Below are 23,965 nucleotides of genomic sequence, written 5' to 3'. Positions count from 1 at the left end.
CCCAGCACCTCGAACGCGACCTCGACGCGGTCATCGCCGGTCTGACCCTGCCATGGAGCTCAGGCGTCGTCGAAGGACACGTCAACAGGATCATTCTGTGGAATCAACCTTGTCAAGGCCGCGTGCAGTTACAAGAGCCTGACACGGCAACGGACAGCGCGCCCCTGCGCGACCGCTCTCGCTTAACTTCATCTCGTGTTAACTTCACGGATGCTCTCCCTGAGCCTAGAGTCGATTTTTAGTTCATCGAATTCGCAACTTCGAGGCCAGGCGATTGCGTACCAGCACGTACCGCTCGGAATTCCCCCGGAGTGGCGACGTCCGCCAAACATAAGCTCAGGCAAAGGAACGGCAAGGCGCCTCATCCGGGTAAGAGCGGTACAGCGCGGAGCACTCGCCCCAGCGGTGCGGCTGCACACCGCCTCTGCGATCCCGGCGCGGTGCGGGTGGACGCAGCCACTGGCCAACTCGAGTCGCTGCACGGTTACTTTCAGCCAAGGCGGGCACTTTCGCCGCCCTCCAGCGGATTCAGGGTCCACAGATCCCGTGCACGCATCCGCAAAGAGCGCGGAAATCCGCGAAGAGTCCCGAGATGGGCCGGACGCAAGTCCAAGCAGCAGATTTACGCAGGTCAGCACCTGAAACCCTCATCCTTCTTTGCGCGCCCTTGAGTCGTTGATCGTTGATCGTTTAAGTAAGCAATCCTTACGATCCTTTGAACTCGGACATGATCCCCATCGGGGATGAAGTCCATAAACGCTTGGGGGGTTCATAGATGTTGCAAGCCAGACGCACCCGGTACAGACCTCTGACACTCGCCGTCGTGCTCGTCTCCGTACTCGCGTGGCTCGGCTTGGGGAGCCTGACGAGCGCGGGTGCCACCACCGCCTCCAGCGGTGACTACTTCCCTATCTCGCCTTCTTCCAAGATCGTCGACACCCGGACATCCCTCGGTGTCAGCGCGGCGCTCGGCGCGGCTTCCACCACGTCCTTCCAGGTGGCGGGTGTGGGCGGGGTGCCTTCCTCCGGGGTGTCCGCGGTGTCACTGGTCGTCAAGGCCGTGAACGCCACGTCCTCGGGCAGCTACCTGGAGATGTGGCCCGACGGTACGACCAAGCCCTCACCCGGATCCACGGTGAACTTCTCCAGCGGAGACACGACGAGCAACGCGGCGATCGTCGCGGTCGGGTCGGACGGGAAGATCGACGTCTACAACTCCGGCAGCACCGTCGACCTGGTCGTTGACGTCAGCGGCTACTTCACCTCTGCCGGCGGTGCCACGTCTCCCGGCGGGTATGTTCCTGTCGCGCAGGAGCGGCTGCTGGACACCCGCAACGGAACCGGAGCCCCGGAGGCGAAGATCGCTCCCGGTGGAACGCTGAACGTGCAGATCGACGGCCTGGCCGGCATCAGCGACGAGGCGTCCGTCTATGCGAACCTCATCGTCCCCGCATCGGGAGACGACGGAAGCCTGTACGCCTACGCGACGGGCGGTTCGACCGGGCAGCCGGTCATGGACTACAAGAGCGTCACCACCTCGCAGGGTGCGGTCATCCCGGTGGGCACAGACGGTCAGATCACCCTGAAGAATGGGTCGTCCACGCAGTCGATCGATGTCGTCCTGGACGTCTACGGCTACTTCACCGATGCGCCCTCCAACGGCGGCGTTTTCACCGCTGTTCAGGACCGCTTGCTCGACACCCGTAACTCCACGGCCATCCCGGCCGGCGGCAGCGTCAGCGTCGCGGTGGGCGGCAACGACGGCATCCCGACGTCCTTCGGTGCCGCGGTGCTCAATCTGACCACGACCGGGCAGCAGAACTCCGGCTATCTGCGGGTGTGGCCCACGGGGACGACCATGCCGACCGTCACTTCGGTGGACAGCTTCCAGGCCGGTATCTCCACCTCCGACCTGGTGTTCGCCCAGCCTGGCACGCAGGGTGCGGTCAGCATCTACAACGGCAGCTCCGGCACCATCCAGCTCATCGTCGACCTGGAGGGCTGGTTCTCCACCGACCAGGCCCCGGCGACACCCGACCCTACGGACACCGCACCCGACCCGACGGCCAGCGACCCGGGCCCGAAGCCGACCGAGGCGGTCAGCGTCTCCGCAGGGCCCGAGGTGAGCGACACCCCGGCGCCGACGGTCAGTCCCGCCTCCGGTGCGGCGACCGTGTCGGGCACGTTCACCAACGGTGCGGGGGCGGCTGTGCCGAACCTGACGGTGACCCTGACCGCGCCCGACGCGCTGACCGACGACACCAGCGGTGAGATTACGCTGCCGGTCGTCGGAACCACGACCACCGCCTCGGACGGCAGCTGGTCGTACACCCTGCCCGATCCGCTGCCGAGCAACCTGCAGACGCTCGCCGACGCCAACAACGGCGTTCTCAACCTGTCCGCCACTGTCAACGGCTACACCACTGACGGCAAGTTGCTGACAGCGACCGACGACCTCAGCGCGGGCGTGGCCGAAGGATCGTCGACGACGCAGGCGTCCCAGGACGTGCGGACCTACAGCACCCCGCACACCCAGGCCCTGAACATCGACACCGACACCACACCACTGGACGCGCCAGCCGACTCGGACACCGCCTCAAGCCTCGCCCAGTCGATCACGGACTCCGCCGACCCGGCCGGTGACACTGCCCCCCTCCCGAGATACCAGTCCGCTACCAGCAGAGTGAGCACCTACTCCGCCAATACAGCCGGCGGTGTGGACTACAGCAGCGTCATCCCCCTGGACAACGTGTGCACCCCCCACGAAACCATCCTGAAGAAGCAGATCCAGTACACCACCGTCGGTGAGGCCCACGCCTACTGGGACGCCAAGGCAAGCTTCGAGTATGGCAGTTCGATGTCGAGCCAGCTCGGTATCGCCACCAGCGTCAACGGCAGCGACTGGTCCATCACCGGCACCGCGAGCGAAACCAAGGCCACCGGGGTGTCCACCGGGTTCACGGGGAAGGGCCCGTACTTCGCCCGGCAGTGGCGCGTGCCCATCAACTACGCCTACGTCCGGACCAAGGTGACCTGCCTGCACAGCCCCACCACCTACGGTTACGAGATCCGTCCCCTCGGCTACAAGGTCCCCTCCGGCGGCGAGGTCGCCAAGTTCGGCAAGAACGTCGCCAGTTCCGACGGGTACTACCAGTACCGCAGCGCGCCTGCCAGCCACCAGGGCGTCGTGCACCCCGACACGTTCTTCACCTATTCATGGTCGCGGTCTTTGACCTACACCGTGGGAGCCACTGTGTTCGGCGTCGGCATTTCCTCCACGACGATGTACAACGGCGCACACCTCCAGAGGATCCAGGCCGGAACACACTCCGGGGAGCATGATATCTGGGGAGCAAAGGACAGGCTCAGTGGCAACCCGCGCGTGTTTTACTCGTTTTAGCCGATTGGTGCTGGTGGGTGTTGCCACCGCCGTGCTCGGCTCCTGCGCGAGTTCGGCGGGTTCCTCACCTGCCACAGGGCACGCTCTCACGGCGGATGGACCTCCCGCTGGCGGGATCCTGGGCGTTCCCCACGCCAAAATCGGAACTACCTGGAGATTCGCCTTCCCCACGTTCATCAACAACTCAAAGACGACCGTCCGGATTACCTCCGTGCGGCTCGACAACGTTCCGTCCGGCGCCAAGGTCGAGGGATACCCGCTCTACTCGATGAAGGACACAAACGGATACATTCTGGACAGTATCGAGGGAGACAAAAATACCGCGGGAACCAGGGACATGACCAAAATGCCGAACTACGCCGGGAAACCGATCGTGATACGGAGTCACAAGGACAGTGGTGACTACTACTTCATGGTCAAAGTCAAGATTGTCGGTCGCATCACGAAGCACCTCAGCGGCTGCCGCGTGAACTACACACAAGGCAGCGAGAAGTACACCCAGAAGGTGCGCTGCGAGTACGAACTCGACATGAAGTAACCACCGGCACATCCCGCAGGCGCCACGCGCCGCGCAGCGGTTGCCTCCGACGGAGGCAACCGCTGCGCGGCGCGTGGCGCCTGCCGGCCGACAGCCGCTACACCGCCGCAGCATCCCCCACCCGAGGCATGGGTGGGACGGTGCCGGCCCGGTGCCCCAGGGCTTGTGGTGGCACAGGAGCAGGCCGTGAGCCGTGTCACCGGTCCTCGGTGGCGTCCCGTCGGACTTCGATGATCGGCAGCAACTGGCGTCGGGTAGGACCGGAAGGGGTGGGGACATCCGTGAGGCGCTCCACGAGCCGCTCAAGGGCGACTCGGCCGTCCTCGACAGCCGCCTGTTCTTCGTCAGTCAGCGGGATAGTGGCCCGCATGCGCTGGAGGTTGTCCTTCGCCTCCAGGAGCTGTGCCTTGCTGGAATCCTTGGGCGTGTAGAAGTCGCAGCGCGCGCAGGCCATGCGGTGCGGGCACTGCTCGAAGAACGTGTATGTGCAGTAGCCGTGCCCCAGGTCGTAGTGCTGCCACGGTTCCCCCGCCGCAGCCGCGCCGGAGGTGACAGCGTCGCGGTCGACGAGGACTTCGATGGTGCGCACGTTGCGGGCGAAGTACCCGGCGTCCTCGTACGCCTTGCTCAGCGTGTTGGGGCTGATCTTCGCGTAGTGCTGGGTGGATTCCGGGGAGCGGTGCCCGAGCCACGCCTGCAACTCGAACAGAGTCATGGGCTCTTTGGCGTTGTAGAGCTGGCTGGCGATGGTGGAGCGGGCCCGGTGGCTGGTGATGTTGCCGCGGACATCGGCGGCCGGGACGCCGGCCTTGCGGCAGAGCATGGGAATGATGCTGCTGTTGATGTAGCCGCTGGAAACAGGGCGGGCGCGGTAGGCGAACAGGAAGTCGACCTGTTCTCCGGTGCGTTTGTCGGTTCGCTTCGGCTGCTGGGGGCGCAGGGTTTCCCAGGCGTTGATGGCCTGTCCGAGCAGCGGGTCGACCGGTTTGGTGAACGCCGCGCCGGTCTTGTGCGCGGGCACGTCCAGCAGACAGACGGCGTCCCGGGCGAGGATGCGCGCGGAGTCACCGGCGACGGGATTGCCGTCGTGCTGCCAGCGGATGCAGCCCAGGCGCAGCCGGGCGATCTCGTTGCTGCGCTGCCCGGCGAACAGCCAGGTCAGCGTGACGGCTCTGACGAGTTCCAGGGGGTAGGTGGGTCCGGCTTTGCCGCGGGGGATGTCGGCCGATTCCAGGTTGAGTCCGGCCCACAGCGGCTTGGCCCAGACCTCGTCAGCGATCACCCGTGGGTGTGGTCCGAGCAGGGCGGTGATGCTGCGCGGCACCGACAGAGCTCGCAGGGGGTCGAATCCCGGGCGCAGCCACTCCCAGTCCTGGAGGTCGCGGAAGAAGACCCGTACGGAGCGGATCAGGCCGGCCTTTGAGTTGGCCTGCAGCGGCTGCCCGAGGCGTTCTGCGAAGCTGCTGGTTCGCCGACCTCCATGCGGTCGACGGCCGCGATCCAGGCCGCGCATGTCTGCCGGGTCCATGTGGCGGGATCGGCGGCTTGCGGCTGCTGTGCGGCGATCCACCGTCCGGTCTTCAGCAGCGCGGCCCGGACGTGCAGGCGGGGGCGGTGCGTCATGGTCGTCGTGGCCGTCCACCGTTCCACCCACTCACTCCATATCGGTGGGACCCCGGTGTGGCCTGCCGGTTCAGCCCCTGAGCGCAGGGCGGGCGTCTCGCAGTGGCCGAGCGTGGCAACAGCCCGCTGCACCGCGAACAGGACCTTCGTGCCTTCGTCGGTCAGGAGGTGATCACGTCGGACGCGGTCGAAGAAGGAGGTGGTGAGGTCGCTGCTGTGGGGGCTGCGGTTGAGGAGGAAGAGCTGGCTCATGACGGAGGGCACGCCCTTGTCGTGTTCCTGCCCGTACTGGTAGCCCCAGCCGGTCAGCACGGCGCGGACCTGGCTGATCTCGTCTTCGACCAGGTGACGGCCGAAGACGCGGCAGGCGAGTGCCAGCCGGTCGAAGTGCCCCAGTCGGTTGAAACCGGTGAAGCCTGCGAGGTGGTAGGCGTACCCGCACAGAGACGGGCGCATGGCGCCCGCGGTCCAGTCGGGTACCTGCTCTTGAAACGCTCTGTGGTTGCGGCCGAGGAAGCGCAGCCAGTCCTCGCGGTTCCAGGCCCAGTACGCGCGGCCCTCATCCGCGCATCGCAGCAGTACCACGGCGACGGCGTCGTTCGCAGCCCGGCGCGCATACTCGGTGGGCGGCACGTCGAACCCGGCGTTGATGTCCTGCAGTGGGCGTGTGAGGCGGCTGATGTCAGCCCACTGCGGGGCGTCGGGATCGTGATAGCGCTGCCGACGCAGGTTGCGCAGGTCCAGCTCGCGAATGGCGACCTGCTCCGCCCCGGTCAGCGCCGGCGAACGGTCGTAGCGGCGCAGGTCGATCGGGGAGTGCCAGGGGTGGTTCGTGTCCTGGGGCATGGAGGCGGTCGTCATCGCCCAGTTCCCCCCGCCGTGGCCTGGGGTATCTCGGCGCGGGCGAGCATCTGGATGCGCCAGGAGTGAATATGGTCCATCCCGTTCTTCAGTTTTTCGGCGAGGTCACGGCCGGAGAGGTGGATGTACTGGAGGGTCGTTTCGGTGTGCCGGTGTCCGGCGAACGAGGCGATGGCGTGCAGCTCCCAGCCCATACGCGCGAGGTCGGTCAGGCACAGATGCCGGGTGGTGTGGGTGGAGAACCGCTCGACCCCGGCCGTCAGCGCCAGCCGCCGGACCACCTTCGACCATGTCCACAGACTCAGCGGCTGGCCGTGGTTGCGCCGCGACTCCGACAGGAACAGCGGCCCCCGTGCCCGGCTGACCGTCGCACGATGCACGAGGTACTCACTCAGCAGCACACCCGTCGGCGCCGAGTACGGCACCACCCGTTCGAGCCGGTTCTTCGTCGTCTCCGCCCGCACCCGCACCGTCCGGTGCGCCGGATCCAGATCATCGGTCCGCAGCGAACACAGCTCCTCCCGCCGCAGGGCCGCGTCATAGGCCAGCGCCAGCATCACCCGGTTGCGCACCGGCTCACACCGCGCCACATCCAGAAGATCCCGCGACTGCTGCTCGTCGGGGATCCACGGCAACCTGGAAAAGCGCGGCACCAGACCCCGCTGCTGACCGCTGCCGCGCCGGCCCGGTGTGTACCGCCCGCGGCCCACCGGGTTCGATGCACGCAGACCTTCCTCCATCAGGAAGTCGTAAAACAGCCGCACAGGCACAAGTCGCTGCTGGACCGTCGCGTTCGCCAGCCCCACGCCGGAAGTGATCGAGACGACGTTCGCCCCGCGCCGGTGAGGCCGCGATGTCAGCTCGCGTACGAACACCCCCACGTGGGCCCGGCCGGCGGCCAGCGGATCGGCGCCCTCCCGCTCACACAAAGACAGATACTCCGCCAGACCGCGTGCGTACGCGTCCAAGGTCCGCGGCGCACGACCGAGGTCTTCCCACGCCTGTAACCAGGTCGCCGCATACTCATGCCGTGCCAGTACTGGCCACCTGGCCACGAGTGCCGATGTGCTGCTCAAGCCGTTCCCCAGGTCCGTGGACGAAGCCGGGCTACATGATCACCCAGCCAGATTCCACGTAACTTCTAAGATGCTCAAGCGGCAGATGTACGGTTGCGCGGGCTTCAAGCTCCTGCGCAAGCGGGTGCTGCTTGCCTCCTGACCTCGCTGTCGGTGGCCAATGCGACGATCTCCCGACGGCCAAGCGAGGAGAGAAATGGGCACCTGGGACATCGACACCGCCGCCGACTTCGGAGGTGACCTGGACGAGGCAGCACCGGAAGAACGCGAAGCCATGATCCGCAGCGCGCTCAAACGCGCCGCCGACCATGCGGACTTCCTGGATACCTCCGACGGCGAGCGAGCAGTGGCCGCGGCCGCCCTAATCGCGGCTCAGCACCCAGATGGCGAACCGACATGCTCGAACTACGGTCCGTCAGAGCCGCTGCCAGAGTTGTCCGCAGACCTTCGAACACTCGCCGTCGACGCTCTGGACCAAGTGGCCTCCGAGCGGTCTGAACTCGCCGAACTTTGGGTCGACGCTGCGAACGGCTCGAAGTGGCGCCACGACATCACCCGCCTTCGCGATGTCCTTGACCCTCCGGTCCCTCCACAAGACGAAGCCCTCTTCGACATCTGAGCGATCACCGACAGTCGCGAGTCACAGCAATTGGACCAGAGCCAGGCTGCGTAGCCCTACTCCCCGTCCAGCACCGCCTCTCTGATCTCGCGATGAATGAAAACCTGCCCAGAAACGCGGGACCGAAGCAGGGATTGCAAGTCCCCCAGGCTTCGGATCGGGTCGACCAACAAGGCCACCGGAACTGCAATCTTTTCCATCAGAGATGATCGAAGCTCATTCGGCCGCACTCCCTCCCGCCTTCCCTCGGAAAGAAGTTCCAGCGCTTCGCGAGAAATGGAGGTGATTGCATCCACTCTAAATCTAACCAGGCATTTATTTTCGGGTAGCCAGCCGTCTTTCGTCGTGCCCGTTGGAGCAAACCCGACGTTTACATAGCATGACTCGTCCCAGCTTGATTTCTGCACGCCAACCAGGCAGTAGATGTCGCCGGACGTCCTATACCAGCTTCCAGACTTCTTGCGGAATCCAAGAGGTCTGAAAACTTCATCAAAGACCTCCAGTAGGGGGGCCGAATTAACCATCAGTCGAACCTCTTGTAGATATCGAGATGCCCAGTCCAGCTCTGGCCAGTTATCTCTTCCAGTTCAGCAACGTACTTCTGCAACTGGCGCCGCCCCGTCGCCATGCTGCTCGGCGCATCTGACTTCAACTCGCGAACGACTCGATTATTCCAATCGACCGCGTCGGGTCTCAGTCCACTCGGAAGCCGGACTTCGAAATCGTACCCGGCCCCCAAGGCATTCCTGTAGTTCAAGTGTGTCAGACGACCGCGGGCCGCATCCGCATTCTCGCCAGATGTGAATTGCCCCTTTTCATTACGTGAACACGTTGCGTTGTGAACGAGTACCGGCGTCTCGCCCGCCAGCACATAGTACGTGTGGAGTTGCTGGACTGTCAGATTCCAGCGGTTGGCCGTGCCGGGGGTCGGGCGGGTGGTGACGACTTGGGCGTGCGTGGTGGTTGCCGTCTGCAGGGCGTCGCCGTTGTGGAGGCGGCCGGCGGGTATCCAGTGGCCTTGTGTGTCGTCCCAGAAGGGGTGGCTGGCGGTGGTGTGGAGGGTTGCTGTGTGGCCGTCTTTGGTGCGGATGACGAGGTCGAGCAGGTCTGTGTCGTGGTTGATCCATACTTGCTGCACCTCGCGTGCGCCGACGTGCCTGCCTGTTTTCTGGTCGGCTGCCTCGACTTTGTCGCCTGGGCGGATTTTCCCGATGGGTTTGGTTTTGCCGCCGTCCATGAGGACGGGTGTGTCGGGTGAGAAACTGCACATGCCGGCAGCTGCTTCTGTACTTCCGATTCGGAGGGCTGAGCCGTCGCCGAGTCCGAGGGCCTGGACGAATTCGGTGCCGATTCCTTGGGACCGGTCCCAGACGCGTGCGTCTGTTTGGCACTTGGCCATGTGGTCCAGGCAGTAGGTTGCGGCGATGTGCTTCGCGCCGGCTATGTCGCCGGGATGGCGGAGGATGTAGGCGTAGGCGGCATTGCAGGCGGTGCGGCCGAAGCAGACGATGTCCGATTCACCGGAGCTGTGCGTCTTGGGGTACCAGTAGCCGCCTTCCGTGCTGGCGGCAAGTTTGTTGACCCCGAATTCGTAGAACTGTTGTCCGAGGGTGCGTGCATCGGTTGATGCGGGCGTGACCGTGTTCTGCCAGCTGGTGTCGGAGTCGCTTTGGCTGGGTGTGCTGCCGACGTCGGGATGGTTCTTTGCGAAGTCATCGCATTGTGCCCCTGTGCCGCACATGACGCCGTCGGAGTTCACGGCGCCGAGGCCGGAGGGGTCCGTGTAGTTGATGGGGTTGTTGTTGGTGTAGCTGTAGGCGGAGAGGTTCTGCGGGTTGTAGGGGGTGACGAGTGGGTCGGGGCTGAGGAAGCGTGCGAGGTGGGGGTCGTAGGCGCGGGCGCCGAGGAGGGAGAGGCCGGTGGTGGTGTCTTCGGTTTTGCCGAGGAAGCCGTTGCTGGTTCCGGTGGGGAGGGTGCCGGAGCGTTCGTCGCCGAAGGGGGTGTAGCGGCGGCGGGTGGTGGTGCCGGTTGCGGCGTTGACGGTGAGCTGGGTGGAGGCCTGGTTGTCGGCCATGAGGTAGGTGAGGGTGTTGCCGCTGGAGGTGCCGGTGGTGGTGCGCATGGCGACGGTGGCGCCGCCGCAGGTGTAGTAGCGGGTGGCGGTGGTTTTGGTGCCGTCGGTGTGCAGTTCCATGCCGCCGAGGTAGGCGATGGTCTCTTGCGGGGTGGTGCGCGTGAGGAGGTTGCCGTCGGCGGCGTAGGTGTAGCGGGTGAGTTTGCTGCCGGTGGGGTCGGTGGTGGTGGCGGTGGCGAGCTGGCCTTGGGGGGTCCAGGTGTAGTCGGAGGTCTTGCTGGGTTCGATGTGCTTGAGCATCTGCCCGGCTGTGTCGTACGTGAAGTCTTCGGTGCCGGTGGTTGTGCTGCCCGTTTTGATGTTGATTTTGCGGACGCCGTGCAGTTGGGGGGCGTTGGCGGTGGTCCAGGTGCCGGTGTCGTCGTAGCCGGGGTAGAGGTAGTCGCGGCTGACCGCCTCCCCGGTGGAGTGGGTGTCGGTGACGGACTGCAGGTTGCCCAGGCGGTCGTAGGCGTAGGCGGTCTGGTAGGGGGCTTCGCCGAGGAAGTCGGAGTTCGTGCCGGGGGCCTGGCACTTGAGGAGGCTGCGGGTGTCGGCGTTGTTCAGGCGGCCCTGGTCGTCGTAGGTGAAGCACTGCGACTGGGCGGTCTGGCCGGTGGCCTGTTCCCGGATCTCGGTGATGCGGCCGTCGTTGTCGTAGGTGTAGGTGTCCTGTTGGCGCTGTTGGGTGGTGGACTGGTCGACGGTGGTGGTCGTGGTGATGCCGGTGAGCTGGCGGGTGCCGTCGGTCTGGTCGTAGTCGTAGTGGCGTTGCGCGGTGACGGTGTTGGTGCCGACGGTGGGGTTGCCGTAGTAGCGGTCGGTGAGCTGGTCGTAGGCGTTGTATGCGGTGTTCTTGACGTAGGTCTGCGTGCTGGAGGCGAGGCTGGTGGGCTGGCCGTAGTCGTTGTAGGTGGTGTTGACGGTCTCCGCGGCCAGGCCGCCGGCGGCGGGGTAGTCGACGGCGGTGATGTGGTCGGCGGCGTCGTAGTGATAGCTGGTGGTGTAGTCGCCGGCCAGGCCGTTGACGGCGGCGGGGAGGGTGACGGTGGTGCTGAGCGGCCGGCCGCGGCTGTCGAAGGCGCCGGTCTTGACGGTGTAGGTGTTGCCGTTGGCGTCGGTGCTGGTGGCGGAGGTGATCTGGCCCTTGCCGCCGCTCACTCCGAGACCGTCCCACTGCCACGAGGCCAGAGTGGTGGTGCCTTGGCTGACGGACGTCTGCCGTCCGAGGGTGTCGTAGCCGTAGGTCAGGGTGTTGGTCGGCCACTTCGTGACCGGGTTGATCTTGTTGCCGACCGAACTGACGCGCCCGTTGTGGTCGTACGTGGTTTTGGTGACACCGGAATCGGGGTCGTCGGCTTCCTTGCGGTTTCCGGCCCAGTCGTAGGTGTAGTAGGTGTTGTTGCCGCGCGGATCGCTGATCTGCTGCAGTTGGCCCTTGTCGTCGTAGGTGTACTTGGTGGTGAAGGTGGAGCTGCCGTTGTGCTCGACGACCTGTGAGGGCTGCCCGAAGATGTTGGTGTAGGTGTCGGTGGCTCCGGACGCGCGCGTGGTGACCGAGGTGTAGTCGCCGTAGTAGGCGGTCCAGGTCTGGCCTTCGGGGATGGCGCGTGTGCTGGTGCCGTCGCCGACGAGGATCTGGGACATGGTGGTGCGGCCGGCCCAGTCGAGGGTGAGTTCGGTGTAGGAGGGCAGGTCCTCGACCTTGGGACTGACCGGGTCGGGTCCGCCCGCGATGCCTGTGCTGCGGAAGACGGCGGAGGTGCCGGTGGCGTTGCCGGCCGAGTCGTACCGGGTCACCGCGACCTGCCGGTAGGGCTTGGTGGGCGACTCGGACGGGAGATTTGCCTGGGTCTCGCGGGCGCGGCCGAGGCCGTCGGCGTAGGCGTACGACGTCACGTAGGTGCTGCCGGACTGCAGGGTGGACGTCGTCGTCATGGGGTAGCCGACGGCGGAGTCCGGGACGCCGCCGCTGGTCGTGGTGGGAATGCTGTACTCGTACTTCAGGGACGGATTGGCGCCTGTCTCGGTGGGCTCCCACACCTCGGTGACGCGTCCGGCGGCATCGAGGGTGATCTTGGTGATGTCGCCGTTTGCGTTCTTGGTCTGGTACGGCACGCCCCAGAACCGGGAGTTCCACACGGTGCTGGTCAGCGGCCCTCGGGTGCTCTGGGAGCCGTCGGGGTCGGGGGTGGTGGTGATGATGCCGTTCAGCGGCCAGTTGCTGGACGGGTTGTAGGTGGTGGTGGTGCGGTTGAGGTCGGCGTCCTGGGACCAGATCTGCCGCCCGGCTGCGTCGTAGCCGAACGTCGCCCGCTGCGGGTCGCTGTCACCGGCCGTCGTGTAGGTGCCGGTTGCGGTGGCGTTGCCGTCGGCCGGGTGGTTCGCGGAGACGGAGGCGGCGTTGTCGTAGAGGGTGTAGCTGTAGGCGTCCTGGTTGGAGGCGTCCCGGTCGGCGCAGCTGCCCCCGCCGGTGTCGTAGTGGCGGGTCTCGTCGGGCAGGATCATCCACCGCTGGACCTTGCTGCCGTCGAAGTAGTCGGTGTTGTAGGCGCGGCCGTAGGTGGTGCACTGGTTGTCGGACACGCCCTGCTCACCCTGGTCGTCGGTGCGCAGAGGCAGGCCGTAGACGGTAGAGGTGGAGGTGCTCGCGTCGTATTCGTTCTGGACGACGTGGGTGCGCCAGCCGGTGGAGATCTTCGTCTGGGTGGTGGTCTGGTCCTCGCGGACGAAGCGTGCGTCGGGCAGACCGATGTACTGGGCGGTGTCGTAGGTCCAGTAGTGATGGAAGACGTGCTGGTGGGAGCTGCCTGCATCGTCGCGGCTGGAGGTCTCGATGGTCTGGCCCTGCAGCCAGGCCGAGTCCGTGTAGCTGGTGCCCTCACCGTCGGCGACGGACACCGACCGGGTCTTGGACGCATCGGACTTGGAGGTGCGGTCGCCGTCCAGGCCACGGTAGAGCCAGCTGACGGTGGTGTGCTTGACCGCGCCGCTGCCGGTGGTGACCTCCACCGTGTGGTAGCCGCGCCAGTCCGACCACGACTCGTCGTCGTCCTTGGTGAGGGGGTCGTTGGTGAAGCGCCAGCCGGCCCCGCCGTCATAGGTGTAGCTGGTGGTCATCTCCGGGGCGCCGTCCTGGCTGCTGGTGACCGTCGGGTCGACGGTCACCTTCGTGACCAGGAACTTCTTGAACCAGCCCGTCTTTTCACTGCCGCCCTCGGGCGTCCACTTCTGCCAGAAGCAGTCCTTGGTGTTGGAGGACTCGCTGGGCAGGTTGTCGATGGTGCAGGGATCGGGTGCGTCGTAGGTGACGGTGGTGGTGGCCCCCAGGTCGCCGTGGATGGTGTTGACGCGGCGGAAGTTCAGCTCGCTGGAGCCGACCTGGTTGTCCAGGTCGATGCCGTTGAAGTTGATGACGGGCAGCACCTTGTTCGCGCCCGTGCCATACGCCTCGCGCTGGACGTAGTCCAGCCACAGCGTCTTGCCGATCGTGCCCGAGGGGTTGGGAAGGCCGTGCTTGGTCTGGTACTGCTGCACCAGGTCCCACCCGTCGGCCGTGGTGTTCAGCACGAAGGTCTTGATGTCCCACAGCATGTCCGTGCTGAAGAACGTCGGGTAGTACGTCTTGCCCGCGCAGTAGTAGTCCGCCGCCGTGCCGTCACACAGCAGGTCCAGCGGCACGTCCGGATAGGACGTGGGGCTGGAGGAGATCGACGGGCACGCGGCCGGCTCGTCGCGCAGCGGATCGGTCTCCGCCATGCGCTCCACGCACCGTTTGACGTGGCTGAGCTCGACCTTGCCCGTCGGTTTCGAACCGGAGATCTGGGAGGCCCAGCCGTACTCGATCCGGGTCAGGTAGCCAGAGGCGGTGTAGGAGCGGGCCTTGTCGGTATTGGCGACGGAGCGGTAGTAGTTGGTCTGCTTGTCGTAGTAGTAGGCGGTCTCCACCTCGTTGGGGTCGACGCTGCGGTCGAGGTTCCACCGCCATGCCTGCGTGCACGGCTCGGGGAACTGCGCGTGGCACGGCTCGCCCGCGTCGTTGCCGACGACCGGTTCGGTGAACACCGATCCGGTCGAGCCCTGAGTGCGTTCGTTGCGGCCCCAGCCGAAGTAGTAGCGGCTGCCGTCTTGGGTGGAGATCACCCAGTACTCGTCGTCCGCCCCGTACCCGCCCGAGGTGATGTGCTGCACGCGCCAGCCCGGATCGTCCTGCACGTGGTAGGAGCCGGTGCCGGTGTTGTCCTGGATGAGCTGGGAGGTGACGCCGTTGAAGCTGATGACGTAGACGGCTCCGTCCGGCTCCTTCGAGCTGTTGGGAGAGTCCCAGCACATGTCACCGATCGTCTTGAGGCCGTCTTCGGTGCAGTTGCGGTAACGGCGCTCGATGTAGCCGACGTTCAGGTCCCAGCCCATGCCGACCCAGGACGCCTGGTTGTTCGTCGCCGAGGTCCGCCCGTCGACCGACTGCGAGTTGTACGACATCGCCAGCGACGGCGCCTTGCCGTGCGCGGGGGCTGGCAGGCTGACGGGCAGGTTGTAGGTGAAGGCGCCTGAGCCGGTCGACACGTCCCACGACCCGGTCGGCGACAGCGTGGATGCTCGGTAGTCGCCCTGGTCCGAGGACGAGCCCGTGGTCACCGCGTAAACCGATGCCGAGCCGGCGGCCAGCTGCGTGGACAGGCCGTCACTGTCCGGCTCCGCCTCCACCGTCGCCGTCAGCGTGCCCTTGGCGGTGTCGTTGTCCACGGGCACGGATTCCCGCTGCTGGCACTCCGCGGCATCCGGCGTCTGCAGGGCGCACGCGGGAACCTTCACCAGGCGCAACCGGTCGGCGAAGTCCCCGCCGTAGGCGTACTGGAAGCCCGAGTAGTCGATCGAGACCTGCACCTGTCCGGGCGAGGCGACACCGTCCGTACGGAGCACCTGCACACCCATCCCGACGCCACCCGCCGGGGCGACGTCATCGTGGTCCAGGACCCGCACCTCGACCTGGTTGGGCGACACCGGATCCCCGTCGTCGGCGGGAGGCGCCGACGCCGAGTCCGACGGCTGCGGCGACCGGCTCGCATCCGGATCCGGATCGGCAGAGGCGGACGCCGTCGCTTCGGCGCTGTCCGTGGCGGCGGGATCCGTGGCCAGGCTGTCAGCGCCGTCCGGCTGGGGCGAGGAGCCGTCCGAAGCGGTCGGCTGCGGGGAGGCTGTGTCGTCCTCCGTGAGCCTGGCACGGGACAATTGCGCCGAGGTGCCGCTGCCTTCGTTCACGGGGGCGACCTCGACCACGTCCGCGACCTCGGTGGTACCGCCGCTCGCAGAGACGGACGGGCTCGCGGTGACCGTACCCGGATCACCCGGTGCCGCCTGCGACAGATCCACCGTCGCCTCGGCCGCCTTCGGCCACTTCGGCGCCGGCAACACCGTGCCCGCCTCCTCGGCCTGCTGCGCCGGCACCGTCCCCACGGACTGGGCCGGCACCACCGGCGTCCCGTCGTCCGACGACGCCGCGGCGGTCGCCTGCTGTGGCGACACCACCCCCACCGTCGACAACAGACCCGCCAGCACCGCACCCGCCACACCGACGGAGAGCCTGCGCGTACGCCGAGCAGCCACCAGCACCCCACCCCCACACCAACCCCCGCGCCCATGCGCAGAGACCGGCACTCACAGAAGACCGAACAGAAACAGACAGCACAAACAGCCGGACCACAGCACGCCGCAGCCGGACTTGACCAAAAGCTGGCCAATGAAGCGAGACTGTAAATCGTGTGAATGGCCTGTGAACAGGGGGAGTGATCATGGGTTCCCGAAGCGGCCAGTGACCTCGATCACAAGGGTCAAGGCGCCGGTGCCAGCCGATCGTGAAAGCTGCATCAGCCGCTACGGGCCGCGCCGCGCGCAAGGGTGGTTCCGGCCGGGCCCGTATATGTCCCGGGGGCAACTGCGCCATCGGTGCTGCCGGCCGGATGCAGGTCATCGCCCGTTCGGCTCGTACCGGCTGTTACGCACTTTCAGGTGACGGCCCGAGACTGGTGTGGGTGTTGAGGTACCGGTCCGTCTCCGCGATCCCGCTCCAGCACCAGGATGTACCGGTGGCAACTCATCAATCATCTGCATTCACCGTATATATGGATGTTGCAGGCGAGAGTCATAGGAATATGCAGGATCCGTTACGACCTTCGCGTAACCGCCACATTGCCTCCGCATGGCGGGCAGGGTGTGGGTGTGCGGCCGATCCGGTCGCCGACCCGCACAAACGCACCACCGAACTGCGGCTTTCATGCTGCAGACGCTGGTGGTGTCCGGCCCCGAGAAGGGGGACTCCATGTCCGTATCTGTTTCCGCCCGTCGTCTGACCGCTGCTGCTGCCGTGGCCTGCGCCGTGGTGGGGGCGTTCGCGCTGCCGGCCGCGGCCGCGGGCCAGCAGTCGGCCCGCCCGCACCACGATGTGGTCATCAGCGCCGTGCAGTACGACTCGCCGGGGCGTGATGACCGCTCCAACCGCTCCCTGAACAAGGAGTGGGTGGACGTCACCAACACGACCCGCCGGGCGGTGGACCTGGACCACTGGACCCTCACGGACGAGGCCGGTCACACCTACACCTTCCGCCACTTCCGTCTGGACGGGCGGGCCACGGTCCGTGTCCACACCGGCGAAGGCCGCGACAGCGCCGCCGACGTCTACCAGGATCGCCGCGCCTACGTGTGGAACAACGACGCCGACACCGCGACCCTGCGCAACGACCGCGACCGCCTGGTCGACGAGGTCACCTGGGGCCACCACCGCGGCGACGACCGCGACCACCGCGGGGAGCACCGCAACGGTGGCAGCATGCGCCGCTGATCCCCTCCGGCGGCGCCGGTGACCGGCGACCCCGGGCCCGGCCCCGGCGTCCCTTGCTGTCGGCGGTGCGTCCCTCTTTTGCGGGGCGCACCGCCGCGGCGTTGCGTACCGTCTTCTCGGTCTGGCCCGTCACCTCATTCCGCCGTGGTGACGGGCCAGACGCGTGTCAGTGGACGAGGGTGACGGTGATGGGCTGGTCGGGGCAGGCGGCGAGGCGCTCGGTGAGCGCGGTCTGCTCGGCGGGGTCGATGCTCAGCTGGTAGCGGGTCTTGTCGGCGACCCAATCGGTGACGTACGTGCACCAGTCGCCGGCGTAGGGGGGCAACCATTCGGTGGGGTCCTTGTCGGCCTTGGAGCGGTTGGAGGCCGCGGAGACCGCGATCAGCGCCCGCGGGTCGTCCAGGTCGTTCGCGTAGGCTTCGCGTTCCTTCGGGGTCCAGGCGGAGGCGCCGGAGTCCCAGGCCTCGGCGAGCGGGACGAGGTGGTCGACGTCCAGCTTGCTCGCGCTGTCCAGGTACCGGTCGTCGTACGCGCTGTACCAGCTGCCCCCGTTCAGCGCGCACTTCGGGCCGACCTCGGGGGCGGTGACGGCTTCCTCCAGGAGGACCTCGGCGCGGGTGTTGCAGCCGTCCTTGTCCGTGTCGGTCCAGTGCTTGAACTTGTCCCGGGAGTAGCCGGCGCGGCTCTCGTCGGCCACGGTGAGCTCGGCGAGTGCGTCGCGGACCGGCAGGGTGACGGTCTCGCCGGGCGCGTGCCGTGCGGGCAGGTGCCCGGCGACCGCGGTGGTGGCGTGGGCGGTGGTGGGGGCGAGCAGGGCGAGTGGCGCGAACAGCGCGGCGATCAGGGTGCGTCGGGTGCGGGCAAGGCGCACGGCCGGGTTCTCCGTTCCGCAGATCACGAACAGGGTTGTGATCTTCGTAGCGTCCCCGGCGGGTCCGCGCTGGCCCGTCCGGAACGAGTTCACCCGACCGGCGAACTAGTCACACCATCAGGGGAGACCGCTCCGCCTCCCCGATCCGGCACTCGCCTGTGCGGCGGTCTCCCGCAAGGGTCGGCGGGGCGAGCCCGGGCGGCCCCCTGCCACGGCGGGCGGAGCGGTAACGCTCCACGCGGCCGTCCGGCTGCGCAACGTCAGAGTGGTGTGGCTTCCCCGCCCGTGCTCCGCGGAGGCGGGCAACGGAACCTTCCGACGGTCACTTCTGCTTCGCCGTCATGTCGCACGGCGCGAGCGCCACTGCGGGATGGTGCCCGCACTGCCGGCCCGCAGCTTTCCCCCGCAGCGGCGGGCCAGGCCTCCATCCCCCAGATGCAGGCGGTCACAGCGCCCCGTGTGTGACCCGCTTCACTTTTTACGGGTGGGCTCTCTTTGGACTCTAGGTAGGTATGACGGAAAGCCACCCTCAGCTTCCCGAGCAGCCGGATTCGGTTCCCGAACCGGCCCTGGGCTCGGAACGCAGCGAAACCGCTGGCTTAGTGCTGTTGATCAACACCGTTCTGGGAGGTCTCGGGACCTTGTACGTGACGACCAACTCGGTGGCAGTCACGCTCGCTTCCGCTGTACTGGTCTTGCTGCTCGTGGTCATGAAGCGCAGGAACGGGCGTGATGCACGCCTGGGCCGGAGAGGCGATCGGAGTGGACAGTGAGCCCGACGGCTTCGCGGCCTTCTTCGCGAGTCACTACCCCCGGGTGATCGCCATGCTGGTTGCCCATCACGGTTTCGCCGAGGTGATTGCGCAGGACGCCGCCGCCGAAGCAATGACGAAGCTGGTGGAGTACTGGGCGAAAGTGGCGGCACCCCAGGCCTGGGTCCGGACGGTCGCGTTCCGGGTGGCCTGCCAACTGGCGAAAGACCGGCAGTTCGGGCTGCCCGACGGGGAACTTGCTGATCGTGGTTCGACGCAGGACCTCATTGCGGCAGAGCTCGCGCTGGTCGCAGGAAGCGCGATCGCGGCTCTGCCCCGTCGCCAGCAGCAGGTCATGACGCTGACGCTGGTCGACATGACGCCTTCGGAGATCGCAGAGGCCCTCGGATGCACCCCCGCGCAGGCGAGGGCAAACCTCACCCACGCACGCCGGGCCCTGAGAAACGCCATGCGGATGGACAGGGAGGCATGAAGATGGAACCGACACCCATCAGGGCGCCTGAGTCGGTCGATCAGGGTGCCGCCTACGACCGGCTCGTCGAACGGTATTCCGCACCGGAGACCCTGTCGGCCGCACTCGAACGCGTCATGGCCGAGGCCCGCCGCCGGTCCGCAGACCGGGAAGCGGCAGGAAGCCAGTCCTCTGCATTCCGTCCCGGGGACGCTGCGGATGCCGGCCGCCGGTACGGCGACGGCCCTCGCCTGCAGAGCCTGCAAGGCGGTGCAGCAGCCGGCACCGGGGCTTACCCCGCGTCCTGGGCTGCAGTTGCAGTTGCCGGACCGGGTGACCGTGCCGGTCGCGCAAGCGTCGCACCGGATTTCGCGACCGCCGGACCGGCACGCGATCCGTGGCGCTACCAGCTGGCCATCGAGGCGCTCATCTCCACGGTCGCCGAGCCTTCCCAGTGGGCGGAGATGCTGCCGGAGCACCAGCGGATCGGCCACCTGTGCCGGGAGACCAAGTCCGTCGCGGAGATCGCGGCGCTCCTGCACATGCCCCTTGGAGTGACCCGCATCCTGGTAGCAGATCTCGTGGAAGCCGGATTCCTCGATGTTCAGGCGCCCATGGCCACCGAGTCGGGGAGCGTCCCTGACGTGACCCTCCTCGAAAGGGTGCTCAGCGGACTCCGCAAGCTGTAGCCGGCCCGGGCCGTGCACGGGCCCTGGCTGTCTGTTCGTGTCCGGCGCCGCCTCATCGGCGCCGGGCGCGCATCCGTCGCACCGGACGGTGCCATGACTTTGAGCGGCTCGCCGTCGTCACCGCTGTGGGCCCGATGACCCTCGCGAAGCCAATTAATGTCCACTTGAAATTCACCTGGATTCAATCCAATCAACTTCACGCTCCGTGATTTATCAGTTCTTTAAATGCCCTTTTGTCAATCCTTGCCGATGTAAAACAATTCCATGTGACGTGGATCACTCTTGATGCGCTGAGGGTGCATCTGATTACTATCCGCGACGTATCTGTGGATCTTCTGCGGGACGTGGGGCGGGGCTGTGAAATCACAGACAGGAATGCGGAGATCTTTCGTCAGGGGGCTGTGGGTGCGGCGGCTCGCTGTGCCTTTGGCCGCGTGGCCGCTGGTGTTCGGCGGGGTGGCGGTGGCGAACGTGGCCGCCGCGGTGCCGGCGCAGGCCGAGGGGGACAGCGGGCCGACGCCTCTGGAGCAGGCGAAGGCTTCGGGTGAGCCGGTCGAGGTGGTGGACCAGCGCACGGAGTACGCGCAGACGTTTGCGAATCCTGATGGCACGTACACCCTGAAGCAGGCGACGTCGCCCCAGCGGGCGAAGGACGATACGGGCGTCTGGCACGACATCGACACGACGCTCGTGCGCAGGGCTGACGGGTCGATCGGCCCCCGCTACGCGGCGGCCGAGGAGTCGTTCTCCGCCGGGGGCACACAAACCATGGTCCGTCTGGGGAAGGACCAGCGGTCGCTGTCGGTGCGCTGGCCGGGCGAGCTGCCCGCGCCCTCTCTGGACGGTGCGACCGCTACCTACTCCGAGGTGCTGCCCGGAGTCGACCTGCAGCTGACCGCGGTGCCCGACGGGTACCGCGAGGTCCTGGTGGTCAAGTCCGCCGAGGCCGCGCAGCAGCAGGCTCTGGAGCAGTTGCGCTTCGGTGTCGAGGGCGACCGGGTGTCTGTCATCCCGGGTGCGGGGGGCGGGCTGCGTGCGGTCGACGCCGACGACAACGCTGTCTTCACCGGGCCGGCGGGGCGGATGTGGGACTCGGCCGGCAGCGGAGGCGGAACTCAGACGCAGCTGCTTAGGACGGCCGGCGCGGCCTCTGCCGCAGCCGATCCGGGGGTGGACACCCAGGAACCGTTTGAGCCGGGAGACGGTGACACGACCGCGGCCCTGCCCGTGCAGGTCGATGACGGCAGCATCTCCGTCAGTCCCGACCTGAACCTGCTGCGGGGCGAGCAGACCGTGTATCCGGTGCGGATCGACCCGGCGGTGGGCCTTTCACGGGATGAGCGGACGGTCCTGTCTTCGGACGGCGACAAGTTCTACCAGTTCTCCGGCGACTACGGAGTGGGCCGCTGCGCGATCGCGGACGGCTACCCGTGCGGTGACGATTACGTGAACCGCATGTACTTCGAGTTCAGCCCCAGTGCCCTGGCCGGCAAGCACGTCCTGCACGCCACGTTCCGTGCCCACGAGACCTGGTCGTTCAACTGCGATGCCAAGGCGGTGGACCTGGAGCGCACCGGAAACATCACCGAGGGAACGGAGTGGCCCGGCCCGGGCAACATCGCACTGATCGACTCCAAGACGGTGTCGGCAGGGCGGGGCGACAACTGCAGTCCTCCTCAGCCCGATGCCTGGGTGGAGTTCAACGGCAGCCTGACCAAACAGGTCCAGAATTTCGCCGACGGGAAGTTCGGCCGGCTCACGCTGATGCTCCGCGCGGGAGACGAGGGCGATCCGCGGGCGTGGAAACGCTTCGACGCCAACGCCGAGATCACGGTGGACTACGTGCCGAACCCCGGCGTGCCGATCAACGTCGGCGTCATTCCCGGTGTGGCCGGGGCGAACGCGCACGGCTACTGCTATCCGGCGGACTCCCCGCTGGCTGTCACGGTCGACCAGCCGACGGTGCGGGCGCGGGTGGAGACCCAGGTGCAGCCGGGCACCAATGACAGCAAGGGCCAGCTGAAGGCCAACTACCGCATCGCCCGCCGTCTTGCGGACGGAAACTGGGAAGAGATCTGGGCCGAGGACAACGACGGCGGATACTTCACGGACGGCAAACTGCTCGACAAGCAGACCACGAAACGCACGGACGGCACGACCTACCGATATCGGGCCCGTACCCAGTCCCACTGGTCCTACGACGGTGACAGCGGCGACCTCTACTCCTCGTTCTCCTCGTGGTGCTACTTCACGATCGACTCCACCGCGCCGAAGGAACCGACGATCGCGCCGAAGGATCCCGTGAACGGGTCTCCCTACGTGCGGTGCGTGGCGGATCCCTGCACCGCCAAGGGCGGGCCGGGGGTGGCCGGATCGTTCGTCTTCCGGCCCAACACCGCGGACACGGACATCGACGGCTACCAGTGGACGCTGTCCGGGCCGAGCGGTCAGGAAGGCAAAGCGCACACCGTCGACGCGGCCACCGACCACAGTGCCGAGGTGGACACCGTCACCCCGTCCCTGGGCGGCACGTACCACCTGACGGTATGGGCCATCGACGTCCGTGACCGGACGGGTTCGCCCGAGACCTTCGACTTCCAGGTGAGTCTTCCGCCGGGGCCGGTCGGCCGCTGGCACTTCGACGACGGTGCTCCCGGCTCTGGTGTGACCACGGCCAAGGACAGTTCGGCAGACGATCCGACGCACGACCCGGCGGCGGCCACACACGATCTGACCATGCATGACGGGGCCGGCTTCTCGACCATGGCACGGCGTGGCGAGGAAGACACGTCGCTATGGCTGGACAGCAGCGACCCCGCTCTGCAGCAGGCCTATGCCGCTTCCACCGAACCGGTCGTGAACACGGCGCACTCGTTCACGGTTTCCGCGTGGGTCTATCTCACGGACACGTCGACCAGCCGAATGATCCTCGCGGAGCCCGGCGCGCAGGCGCAGGCGTTCGCGCTCTACTACTCCTCATCCACGAAGTCCTACGTCTTCCACTACACGGCCACGGACTCGGCGACGCCGGTCTTCGTCAAGTCCGTAGCAACGGCCACTGACCCGCCCCTGCGGGTGTGGACACACCTGGCCGGCGTCTACACGGCCGGAGCTGACGCCAGCGGCGACACCATCCAGTTGTTCGTCAACGGCCGCCCACAGGGCGCCCCGGTCAACCTGTCCCAGGCCGCTCCCACCTACAAACGCTGGGAGGCATCACAGGGCTTGCAGGTGGGCCGGTCGATCGTCCGGGGCGCCGCAGGCCAGTACTTCCGTGGCCGCATCGACGAGCCCGCCCTGTGGCAGCAGGCCCTGAGCCCCGAACAGATCGCCAAAGAGACACAGGCGACGGAGCAGGAGCTACCCGCCACCGAACTGGTGGCCGACTGGGACGCCGAGAGCTCGTCCGGCACCACGGTCACAGAGCTCTCGCCCTACCCCATCGGCGCCATGAGTCTGTCCGGCGGAGCCAGCATCGACAACGAGTCCAGCACCCTGGTCCTGAACGGCACCGGCGCCTACGCCTCGGTCACCGGACCGGCCATCGACGAGACCGGCTCGTTCACCGTCTCCGCGCAGGCCCAGTTCGACCCGACGGTGCTCAACACCAAACCCAACGGGTACGAGGCCCAGCTTGCCGGACAAGCAGGAACCGGGGGAGTGTCCTGGGCTCTGGCCGTGCAGAAGATCGACCAGGACGTCTACGTCTGGAAGTTCCTGCGCACCACGCCGTCCGGAACCACGGTGGCCACGGCCGACGTGACCGACGTGACCGAACTGGCCGACCCCACCTCGTCGGTGACGCTCACCGGCGTGTACGACGCCCAGGACCAGGACGGCCGACTGCACCTGTACGTGGGAACGTCGCCCGTCGACGACGGCGCCGAGAACGCGCTCACCAGCCCCCAGCAAGGCACCGGGAGCCTCTCCATGGGCGGCGCCACGACCACCAGCTACTTCGCAGGCCGGCTGAGCCGACTGCGGATCTGGGTCGGTGCGATGACCGCCGACGAGGTGCGCGACCGTGTGATTTCCAGCGACTGAGCCCACCCCGGTGGGCGGGGACCGGCCGCCCCCGCCCACCGGGCCGACGCGAACGATCGGCAGCCGATC

At 66.9% G+C, this 23,965-nt stretch carries 13 protein-coding genes; 7 read left to right on the top strand and 6 right to left on the bottom strand.

Annotated features, from left to right (window positions below):
• Positions 1-823: 823 nt before the first annotated feature.
• Entirely contained in the window at positions 824-3,400 is a 2,577-nt protein-coding gene (locus ACGF5O_RS44740; RefSeq protein WP_393815708.1) for a hypothetical protein, read from the top strand.
• Entirely contained in the window at positions 3,369-3,938 is a 570-nt protein-coding gene (locus ACGF5O_RS44735) for a hypothetical protein (RefSeq protein WP_393815707.1), read from the top strand. Before ACGF5O_RS44740 ends, ACGF5O_RS44735 begins: the two co-directional genes overlap by 32 nt.
• 196 nt (positions 3,939-4,134) lie before the next feature.
• On the opposite strand, the gene ACGF5O_RS44730 is transcribed toward ACGF5O_RS44735, so the two are convergent.
• The 3 genes from ACGF5O_RS44730 to ACGF5O_RS44720 are packed head-to-tail and all read right to left on the bottom strand — an operon-like array spanning position 4,135 to position 7,390.
• Positions 4,135-5,451, bottom strand: a complete 1,317-nt coding sequence (locus ACGF5O_RS44730; protein ID WP_393815706.1) for a tyrosine-type recombinase/integrase — start codon at positions 5,449-5,451, stop codon at positions 4,135-4,137.
• Positions 5,346-6,422, bottom strand: coding sequence for a hypothetical protein (locus ACGF5O_RS44725; RefSeq protein WP_393815705.1), 1,077 nt, complete (start codon positions 6,420-6,422; stop codon positions 5,346-5,348). The genes ACGF5O_RS44730 and ACGF5O_RS44725 overlap by 106 nt, the downstream gene beginning before the upstream one ends.
• Positions 6,419-7,390, bottom strand: a complete 972-nt coding sequence (locus ACGF5O_RS44720) for a tyrosine-type recombinase/integrase (RefSeq protein ID WP_393815704.1) — start codon at positions 7,388-7,390, stop codon at positions 6,419-6,421. The genes ACGF5O_RS44725 and ACGF5O_RS44720 overlap by 4 nt, the downstream gene beginning before the upstream one ends.
• 304 nt (positions 7,391-7,694) lie before the next feature.
• On the opposite strand from ACGF5O_RS44720, the gene ACGF5O_RS44715 reads away from it, so the two are divergent.
• Complete coding sequence (locus ACGF5O_RS44715; RefSeq protein WP_393815703.1) at positions 7,695-8,117, top strand: DUF4259 domain-containing protein; 423 nt, start codon at positions 7,695-7,697, stop codon at positions 8,115-8,117.
• Between the two features lie 56 nt (positions 8,118-8,173).
• On the opposite strand, the gene ACGF5O_RS44710 is transcribed toward ACGF5O_RS44715, so the two are convergent.
• Both ACGF5O_RS44710 and ACGF5O_RS44705 read right to left on the bottom strand, forming a co-directional pair.
• Entirely contained in the window at positions 8,174-8,641 is a 468-nt protein-coding gene (locus ACGF5O_RS44710; RefSeq protein ID WP_393815702.1) for a DUF4304 domain-containing protein, read from the bottom strand.
• On the bottom strand, positions 8,641-15,837 hold the full coding sequence (locus ACGF5O_RS44705; protein WP_393815701.1) for an RHS repeat-associated core domain-containing protein: 7,197 nt from the start codon (positions 15,835-15,837) through the stop codon (positions 8,641-8,643). Before ACGF5O_RS44705 ends, ACGF5O_RS44710 begins: the two co-directional genes overlap by 1 nt.
• A gap of 712 nt (positions 15,838-16,549) precedes the next feature.
• Here ACGF5O_RS44705 and ACGF5O_RS44700 point away from each other — a divergent pair.
• A complete protein-coding gene (locus tag ACGF5O_RS44700; protein ID WP_393815700.1) occupies positions 16,550-17,068 on the top strand; it encodes a lamin tail domain-containing protein in 519 nt (172 codons plus the stop codon).
• Positions 17,069-17,234: 166 nt separating this feature from the next.
• Here ACGF5O_RS44700 and ACGF5O_RS44695 read toward each other — a convergent pair whose 3' ends face one another.
• Complete coding sequence (locus ACGF5O_RS44695; RefSeq protein ID WP_393815699.1) at positions 17,235-17,939, bottom strand: HNH endonuclease family protein; 705 nt, start codon at positions 17,937-17,939, stop codon at positions 17,235-17,237.
• Between the two features lie 732 nt (positions 17,940-18,671).
• Between ACGF5O_RS44695 and ACGF5O_RS44690 the strand changes: the two genes are divergently transcribed.
• The 3 genes from ACGF5O_RS44690 (at position 18,672) to ACGF5O_RS44680 (ending at position 23,896) form a co-directional block, all read left to right on the top strand.
• Positions 18,672-19,184: an RNA polymerase sigma factor gene (locus ACGF5O_RS44690; RefSeq protein ID WP_393815778.1), complete on the top strand. Its 513-nt coding sequence runs from the start codon at positions 18,672-18,674 to the stop codon at positions 19,182-19,184.
• Positions 19,185-19,300: 116 nt separating this feature from the next.
• On the top strand, positions 19,301-19,852 hold the full coding sequence (locus ACGF5O_RS44685; RefSeq protein ID WP_393815777.1) for a DUF742 domain-containing protein: 552 nt from the start codon (positions 19,301-19,303) through the stop codon (positions 19,850-19,852).
• A gap of 420 nt (positions 19,853-20,272) precedes the next feature.
• Positions 20,273-23,896: a LamG domain-containing protein gene (locus ACGF5O_RS44680; protein WP_393815698.1), complete on the top strand. Its 3,624-nt coding sequence runs from the start codon at positions 20,273-20,275 to the stop codon at positions 23,894-23,896.
• Positions 23,897-23,965: the final 69 nt, after the last annotated feature.

It is taken from the genome of Streptomyces sp. NPDC048291 (assembly GCF_043201715.1).
Classification (GTDB): Bacteria; Actinomycetota; Actinomycetes; order Streptomycetales; family Streptomycetaceae; genus Streptomyces.
Note: the sequence above shows the minus strand (reverse complement) of the source record. Positions and strands in the feature narration are given on the sequence as shown.